General features: G+C 70.9%; 7 protein-coding genes. 3 read left to right on the top strand and 4 right to left on the bottom strand.

Annotated features, from left to right (window positions below):
- Positions 1 to 136: 136 nt before the first annotated feature.
- The 3 genes from AB0J68_RS22490 to AB0J68_RS22480 form a co-directional block, all read right to left on the bottom strand.
- The gene (locus AB0J68_RS22490) at positions 137 to 892 is read right to left on the bottom strand and encodes an ABC transporter permease (RefSeq protein ID WP_354854032.1); all 756 of its coding nucleotides are present in this window, start codon (positions 890 to 892) and stop codon (positions 137 to 139) included.
- A gap of 18 nt (positions 893 to 910) precedes the next feature.
- Complete coding sequence (locus AB0J68_RS22485; RefSeq protein ID WP_355062909.1) at positions 911 to 1,870, bottom strand: ATP-binding cassette domain-containing protein; 960 nt, start codon at positions 1,868 to 1,870, stop codon at positions 911 to 913.
- Positions 1,871 to 1,991: 121 nt separating this feature from the next.
- Complete coding sequence (locus tag AB0J68_RS22480; RefSeq protein ID WP_355133656.1) at positions 1,992 to 2,606, bottom strand: PadR family transcriptional regulator; 615 nt, start codon at positions 2,604 to 2,606, stop codon at positions 1,992 to 1,994.
- 138 nt (positions 2,607 to 2,744) lie between these two features.
- Between AB0J68_RS22480 and AB0J68_RS22475 the strand changes: the two genes are divergently transcribed.
- On the top strand, positions 2,745 to 4,496 hold the full coding sequence (locus tag AB0J68_RS22475) for a biotin carboxylase N-terminal domain-containing protein (protein WP_363940381.1): 1,752 nt from the start codon (positions 2,745 to 2,747) through the stop codon (positions 4,494 to 4,496).
- A 64-nt stretch (positions 4,497 to 4,560) separates the two neighbouring features.
- Here the strand turns inward: AB0J68_RS22475 and AB0J68_RS22470 are convergent, their stop codons facing one another.
- On the bottom strand, positions 4,561 to 5,166 hold the full coding sequence (locus tag AB0J68_RS22470; RefSeq protein ID WP_354854023.1) for a dihydrofolate reductase family protein: 606 nt from the start codon (positions 5,164 to 5,166) through the stop codon (positions 4,561 to 4,563).
- A 92-nt stretch (positions 5,167 to 5,258) separates the two neighbouring features.
- Between AB0J68_RS22470 and AB0J68_RS22465 the strand changes: the two genes are divergently transcribed.
- Both AB0J68_RS22465 and AB0J68_RS22460 read left to right on the top strand, forming a co-directional pair.
- Positions 5,259 to 5,750 (top strand): helix-turn-helix domain-containing protein, encoded by a 492-nt coding sequence (locus AB0J68_RS22465; protein WP_354854020.1) that lies wholly within the window; start codon positions 5,259 to 5,261, stop codon positions 5,748 to 5,750.
- A 334-nt stretch (positions 5,751 to 6,084) separates the two neighbouring features.
- Positions 6,085 to 7,524: a GuaB1 family IMP dehydrogenase-related protein gene (locus AB0J68_RS22460; RefSeq protein WP_354854018.1), complete on the top strand. Its 1,440-nt coding sequence runs from the start codon at positions 6,085 to 6,087 to the stop codon at positions 7,522 to 7,524.
- Positions 7,525 to 7,622 lie beyond the last annotated feature (98 nt).

Here is a 7,622-nt window from a genome sequence, read left to right as displayed (position 1 = left end):
ACCACCGCTCTCGGCAACCCCCCCTTATTGACCCCACCGTTCACCGCCGACAAACCGCCGCCAGCCCACCTACCCCGAACCACCAACCCCACTATTTGGGGGGCCCCCCTCCGGTGGGGGCACCCCGAAGCCAGCGTCAGCGGACGCTGCGGGCGAACTGGCGGGCGGCCCAGAAGACCCCCAGCGCGGCGAGGACCGCCGTGATGGTGAGGCCCTGCCAGACCTTGTCGCTGGCCAGGTCGCCGGCGAACAGCGCGCGGGTGCCGTCGACCGCCCAGGAGAACGGGTTCCAGTCGGCGATGCCCTGCAACCAGCCCGGTGCGAAGGTCAGCGGCAGCAGGATGCCGGAGAGCAGCAGCACCGGCTGCGCCACGGTGTTCATCAGTGGGGCCAGCGCGTCCTCGCTCTTGACCTTGAGTGCGACGCCGTACGAGACGGCCGAGGTCATGAGTGCGATGAGGGCGAGCATGAGGTACGCCAGCAGCAGGTCACCGATGAACACCCGCAGGTCGAACAGGAGCGCCAGCAGGGTGATGATGACCGCCTGCACGATGAGCGAGACCACGTCGCGCAGCGAGCGGCCGAGCAGCAGGGCGAGCCGGCTGATCGGGGTGACCCGGGACCGTTCGATGACGCCGGCGCGCAGCTCGGCGATCAGGCCGAAGCCCTGGAACAGGCCGCCGAAGATGGCCAGCAGCACCAGCAGACCCGGCACGAAGATCTTGTAGGCGGCGGCCTGGGTGGGCGCGTTCAGGGCCGGCTTGAGCAGCGGGGCGAAGAGCAGCAGGTACATCACCGGCTGGAACACGCCGACGAAGACCCAGACCGGGTTGCGCAGCAGGAGCTGGATCTGCCGTTGGAAGATCAGCCACGTGTCGCGGGCGAATTTCATGGGTCGTCTCTCCGGTGGTCAGGACTCGCGCAGCGAGCGGCCGGTCTTGGTCAGGAAGACGTCGTCCAGGCTGGGCCGGTGCAGCTCGATCGAGCGCAGTTCCAGCCCGGCGTGGTCGAGTCGGCGCAGCACCTGGGGAATGGCGGTGGCGCCCTCGTCGACGTAGAGCCGCAGGCCGCCCTCGTCGGCGGTCTCCAGCTTGTTGACGTACGGCTCGCCGTCGAGCGCCTGGGCGGCCTGCGGGGTGGCGGCCAGGTCGAGACCGACGAGCACGACGTCGCCGGAGATCTCCCGCTTGAGTTCGGCCGGGGTGCCCTCGGCGACGACTTCGCCGTTGTCCATGATCGCGATGCGGTCGCAGAGCGCGTCGGCCTCGTCCAGGTAGTGCGTGGTGATGAAGACCGTCATTCCGTCGCTGCGCAGTCGCCGGATCTCGTCCCACATGTGGGCGCGGCTCTGCGGGTCGAGGCCGGTGGTCGGCTCGTCCAGGAAGACGATCTTCGGCTCGTGGATGATGCCGAGCGCGATCTCGACCCGCCGGCGCTGGCCGCCGGAGTAGGTCTTGCACTTGCGGTCGGCGTACTCGGTGAGCTGGAAGGCGTCCAGCGCGCGGGCGGCGCGCTGCTGCGCGTCGGCCTTGCCGATGCCGTACATCCGGGCGTGCAGGACCAGTTCCTCACGGGCGGTGGACTCGTCCCACGTGCTGCCGCCCTGCGGGACGTACCCGATCCGGCGGCGGACCTCGGCCGGATCCTTGCGCAGGTCGGCCCCGGCGATGGTGGCCTCGCCGCCGTCGGGCTCGATCAGCGTGGCGAGCATCCGCAGCGTGGTGGTCTTGCCGGCGCCGTTGGGGCCGAGGAAGCCGAAGATCTCGCCCTCGGCGACCTGGAGGTTGACGCCCCGCACGGCGTCCACCGTCTTCGTCTCTCGACCCGCGCGGGAGCGGAACGACTTCCGCAGCCCCCTGGTCTCGATCATTTCTGCTCCTGGTCGGTCGGGCCGGCCGTGCCGGCCGTCGAGTGGGACGACGCCGGACGGCGCACTCCCCCGCTGTGCCGCCAGCAGGCTAACGCGATATAACTCTTTTAGTCAACGTTGATTATTCCGCCTCGGTCGACGGCCTCGACTCCTGGCGCTCTTTCCACCCCGACCAGCCCTCGACGTTCTCCAGCTCAGCAGGCAGGTACGACACTCCGGAGTCGATCCGCTCCGCGATCCGGTCGCACCACCCCATCTCCGCCTCCGCCCGCACCGCCCACAGCTCGAACATCCACCCCACGTGCACCGGCTTGCGGTTTCGCACCCAGTCCGACTCCAGGGAGGCACGCATCGACTCGACACCGGCGCGCAGCAGATTGGCCCGGTTGCGCAGGGCCGCGGCGGCCTCGGCGCGCGGCATGGCGGGCAGGAAGGAGAAGGCCACCGCGAAGGGGTCGGACGGCTCGCTGAGGTTCCACCAGAAGTTGCGCAGCAGCGTCTCGAACTCGTCCTCGCCCTTGGGGGTCACCTCATAGGTGGTCCGGGCCGGACGGGCGCCGACCTGCTCGGTGGCGACGGCACGGAGCAGCCCTTCCTCGGTGAGCTTGCGCAGCGCGTGGTAGATCGAGCCGGGCTGCACGTTCGCCCACTTGTCGGCGCTCCAGCTCAGCAGCTCGCGGCGCACGTCGTAGCCGTGCACGGGCTGCATCCACCGCACCAGGCCGAGAATCATCATCCGAGTCGCAGACACCACACAAGCGTAATAGCCAAGTTTGACTAAGGTCAGTGCCGCATCCCACACTGAGCGATCGTTAGGGCCATCACGGGTGGCCGATACACTCCCGGTCAGTAACTTCCCGGGAGGAGCCACGAGGTGCGCAAGGTACTCATCGCCAACCGCGGCGAGATCGCCGTCCGGGTCATCCGCGCCTGCCGCGACGCCGGCCTCGGCAGCGTCGCCGTGTACGCGGACTCCGACCGGGACGCCCTGCACGCCACGCTCGCGGACGAGGCGTACGCGCTCGGCGGGGACAGCGCGACCGACACGTACCTGCGCATCGACAAGCTGCTCGACGTCGCCGCCCGGGCCGGCGCCGACGCCGTACACCCGGGTTACGGCTTCCTCAGTGAGAACGCCGACTTCGCCCAGGCGGTCATCGACGCGGGGTTGACCTGGATCGGCCCCACCCCGCAGGCGATTCGCGACCTTGGCGACAAGGTGACCGCCCGGCACATCGCCCAGCGCGCCGGCGCTCCGCTGGTCCCCGGCACCCCGGACCCGGTGGGCAGCCCGGACGAGGTGATGGCGTTCGCCGTCGACCACGGGCTGCCGGTCGCCATCAAGGCCGCGTTCGGCGGTGGTGGGCGCGGCCTCAAGGTCGCCCGGACCATGGAGGAGATCCCCCAGCTCTTCGAGTCGGCCACCCGCGAGGCGGTCGCGGCGTTCGGCCGGGGCGAGTGCTTCGTCGAGCGCTACCTGGACCAGCCCCGGCACGTCGAGGCGCAGGTCCTCGCCGACCAGCACGGCAACGTGATCGTGGTGGGCACCCGGGACTGCTCGTTGCAGCGGCGGCACCAGAAGCTCGTGGAGGAGGCCCCCGCGCCGTTCCTCACCGACGCCCAGCGTGCCCAGATCCACGACAGCGCCAAGGCGATCTGCCGGGAGGCCGGCTACCACGGCGCCGGCACGGTGGAGTACCTGGTCGGCAAGGACGGCACGATCTCCTTCCTGGAGGTCAACACCCGACTTCAGGTCGAGCACCCGGTCACCGAGGAGACCGCCGGCATCGACCTGGTCCGGGAGCAGTTCCGGATCGCCGACGGCGAGAAGCTGCGGATCACCGAGGACCCGACGCCGCGCGGGCACGCCATCGAGTTCCGGATCAACGGCGAGGACCCGGGCCGCAACTTCCTGCCCGCGCCGGGCACCGTCACCACGCTGCGCCTGCCCAGCGGCCCGGGCGTCCGGGTGGACACCGGCATCTCAGCCGGCGACGTGATCGGCGGCAACTTCGACTCGCTGCTCGCCAAGGTCATCATCGTCGGTGAGACGCGGACCGAAGCGTTGGAACGCGCCCGCCGCGCGCTGGACGAGATGGTCCTCGACGGGATGGCCACCGCGCTGCCGTTCCACCGCCTGGTCGTGCGGGACGAGGCGTTCACCGCCGAACCGTTCACCGTGCACACCCGGTGGATCGAGACCGAGTTCCACAACACCGTGCCGCCGTTCACCGCCGCCGCCGGCGCCGCCGAGGCGCCGGCCGAACGCGACACCGTCGTGGTCGAGGTCGGCGGCAAGCGCCTCGAGGTCAGCCTCCCCGCCGGCTTCGGCGGGAGTACGACCACCGCGGCACCCGCCTCCCGTAAGCCGACCCGGCGCGGAGGCGGGGCCAAGGCGGGCGCCCCGGTCGGTGGCGACGCGCTCACCTCTCCCATGCAGGGCACCATCGTCAAGATCGCGGTCGCCGAGGGCGACACGGTGGCCGAAGGCGACCTGGTGGTGGTGCTCGAGGCGATGAAGATGGAGCAGCCGTTGCACGCCCACAAGGCGGGTACGGTCAGCGGGCTCACCGCCGAGGTCGGTGCCGTGATCACCGCCGGCGCCGCCATCTGCACCATCGCCTGAGGGGCGAGCGCGAGACCCCTGTTGCTGGCGAGGCAGCCGCGGGGCTGGCTCGGCGCGGAGTCGGTTACGCGGTCTGCGGCAGCGGCGTGCGCACGTTCCGGACGGCGTATCGATGGAGAGTGACGCCCTCGTCGAAGCGCGCCTGCTCCAGCAGGTCCAGCTCCAGCGGCTCGTCGTGGCTGTCGAACAGTGGGCGGCCGGTACCGAGGATGACGGGGTGCGTGAAGAGCAGCAGCTCGTCGAGCAGCCCTGCCCGGAGCAGCGCCGTAGCCAGTGTGGCGCCACCGACGCCGATGTCACCGTCGGTGCGCCGCCGTAGCTCCGCGAGCTCGCCGACGGCATCGTCGCCGCCGATGATCTCGGTGTTGTGCTCGGCGCTGGTACGCGTGCGGGAGACCAGCACCTTGGGCTTCGAGGTCCAGATCTCGCCGTACTCGCGCAGGTAGCCGGGCGACGAGTCGTCGTCGCGCGCTGCCGGCCAGAATCCCTCCATCGTCTCGTAGATCGTGCGCCCCTGGACCATGAGCGACAGCGCCCGCGCCCGCGCGTTGAACTCGTGGTGCAGTGACTCCCCGATGCGCATCCAGGTGCCGCCGCCCTGCTCGCCATGAGCACGCTCGATCAACAGATCGGCGGACACGTTCATCCAGTACACGAATCGCCCCGACATGGACCCTCCCTCAGTGATAGCGATATGCAACTGCTTCGACCTACCCTAGGATGAGGTGATAGCAAGATGCAATCACTTGCGAGGAGGGCTTGATGGATTCGGCGCCACGCTCGGGTTGCCCGATCAATCAGGCGGTCGAGGTCCTGGGCGATCCGTGGGTGATGCTCGTTCTTCGGGACATCATGTTCGGCAATCGGCGGCACTTCCGCGAGCTGCTCGCCGGCAGTGAGGAGGGCATCGCGCCGAACATTCTCAGCAGCCGCCTGCGGCGCCTCACCGCCGCGGGCCTGCTCACCCGTGAGGACGCCCGACGGGGGCAGCGGGCCGCCTACTCACTCACCGAGGCGGGCATTCAGACAGTGCCGATCATGGCAGCGCTCGGCTCGTGGGGGCTGGCCCATCGCGGTGGCGACCGTCGCCTGCGGGTGCGCGCCGAACTGCTCCGCGACGGCGGCCCGGAACTGCTCACCCGCTTCATGGACGACCTGCGCGAGGTGCACCTCGGCGTCCCCCGGCCCGACCCGCACGCCCGACGAGCGGTCGACGAGCTTCGCTCGGCCTACGAGGCAGCCACCCGCGACTGACCCGATCCGCCGGGACCGCCCGCTTCGCGACGGACCGGCCCACGACGGACCGGGCCCACGACGGACCGGGCCCACGACGGACCGGGCCCACGACGGACCGGGCCCACGACGGACCGGGCCCACGACGGACCGGGCCCACGGCGGTGCCGGCGTACGCGACGGACCGCAGCCCACGGCGGCGCCGGCGTACCCGACGGACCGCAGCCCACGGCGGCGCCGGCGCGCGCGACGGCCGACACCGTCGGCTGGTGACCCGCCGCACAGGACCGGGCGGTGGGGGTGGTTTGGGCCACCAGCGGCGGCGGGAGTGGGCGCGAGCAGGAATGATGTTCGGGTGCGCTTCCTTCACGGCGCGGTTCCCGCGCACGACCTGACCTATACCGACGTCTTCATGGCGCCGGCCCGCTCCGACCTCGGCTCCCGGCTGGACGTCGACCTGTCCACCGGTGACGGCACCGGCACCACCATCCCGCTGGTGGTGTCGAACATGACGGCGGTCGCCGGGCGACGGATGGCCGAGACGGTGGCCCGGCGGGGCGCGATCGCCGTGATCCCGCAGGACATCCCGATCGAGGTCGTCGCGAACGTCGTCGCCTGGGTCAAGCAGCGGCACCTGGTCTACGACACACCCATCACCCTGGGCCCCACCGAGACCGTCGGGGACGCCATCCACCTCCTGCCGAAGCGGTCGCACGGCGCGGTGATCGTGGTCGACGAGGCCGGTCGGCCGATGGGCGTGGTCACCGAGGCGGACACCACGGGCGTGGACCGGTTCGCCCAGCTGCGGCACGTGATGTCCACCGAGCTGCACACCGTCCCGGCGGACGCGGACCCGCGTACCGGCTTCGATCTGCTCTCCGCCGGCCGGCGCCGGCTCGCCCCGGTGGTGGACGCCGACGGTCGGCTGGTCGGCGTGCTGACCCGGCAGGGCGCGCTGCGGGCCACCCTCTACACACCGGCGGTGGACGACCGGGGGCGACTGCGTATCGCCGCGGCGGTCGGGATCAACGGTGACGTGACCGGCAAGGCCGCCGCGCTGCTGGAGGCAGGTGTGGACACGCTGGTCGTGGACACCGCGCACGGCCACCAGGAGCGGATGATCTCGGCGTTGCGGGCGGTGCGCAAGCTGGACCCGGGCGTTCCGGTGGCGGCCGGCAACGTGGTCACCGCCGAGGGGGTACGCGACCTGGTCGAGGCCGGCGCGGACATCATCAAGGTGGGTGTCGGGCCGGGCGCGATGTGCACCACCCGGATGATGACCGGCGTGGGCCGGCCGCAGTTCTCCGCCGTGCTGGACTGCTCGACGGCCGCGCGTCAGCTGGGCCGGCACGTCTGGGCCGACGGCGGGGTGCGACACCCTCGTGACGTGGCGCTCGCGCTCGCCGCCGGCGCGTCGAACGTGATGATCGGCTCCTGGTTCGCCGGCACCTACGAGTCCCCCGGCGACCTCTACACCGAGCCGGACGGTCGACGGTACAAGGAGAGCTTCGGGATGGCCTCGGCGCGGGCGGTAAGCGCCCGTACCGCCGACGACAGCCCGTACGACCGGGCCCGCAAGGCGGTGTTCGAGGAGGGCATCTCCTCGGCGCGGATGTATCTGGACCCGACCCGGCCCGGCGTCGAGGATCTGATCGACGAGATCATCGCCGGGGTACGCAGCGCCTTCACCTACGCCGGAGCGCGGGACCTGACGCAGTTCCACGAACGAGCGATCGTCGGCGTGCAGAGCGCCGCCGGCTTCACCGAAGGAATGCCCCTCCCCACAAGCTGGTAACCCCACACCCCACACCCCCACCCCACCCCCGCCCCCCCCCGTTGATCATGAAGTTATTGCCCCGACACGCCGATGCGGGAGGCAATAACTTCATGATC

It is taken from the genome of Micromonospora sp. NPDC049580, from assembly GCF_040675595.1.
Taxonomy (GTDB): Bacteria; Actinomycetota; Actinomycetes; order Mycobacteriales; family Micromonosporaceae; genus Micromonospora.
This window is presented reverse-complemented; position numbering and strand designations above follow the sequence as displayed.

Coding starts and splice junctions, on each gene's coding strand:
- AB0J68_RS22490 (WP_354854032.1), bottom strand. CDS start 892: ATGAAATTCGCCCGCGACACGTGGCTGATCTTCCAACGGCAGATCCAG.
- AB0J68_RS22485 (WP_355062909.1), bottom strand. CDS start 1,870: ATGATCGAGACCAGGGGGCTGCGGAAGTCGTTCCGCTCCCGCGCGGGT.
- AB0J68_RS22480 (WP_355133656.1), bottom strand. CDS start 2,606: ATGATGATTCTCGGCCTGGTGCGGTGGATGCAGCCCGTGCACGGCTAC.
- AB0J68_RS22470 (WP_354854023.1), bottom strand. CDS start 5,166: ATGTCGGGGCGATTCGTGTACTGGATGAACGTGTCCGCCGATCTGTTG.
- AB0J68_RS22465 (WP_354854020.1), top strand. CDS start 5,259: ATGGATTCGGCGCCACGCTCGGGTTGCCCGATCAATCAGGCGGTCGAG.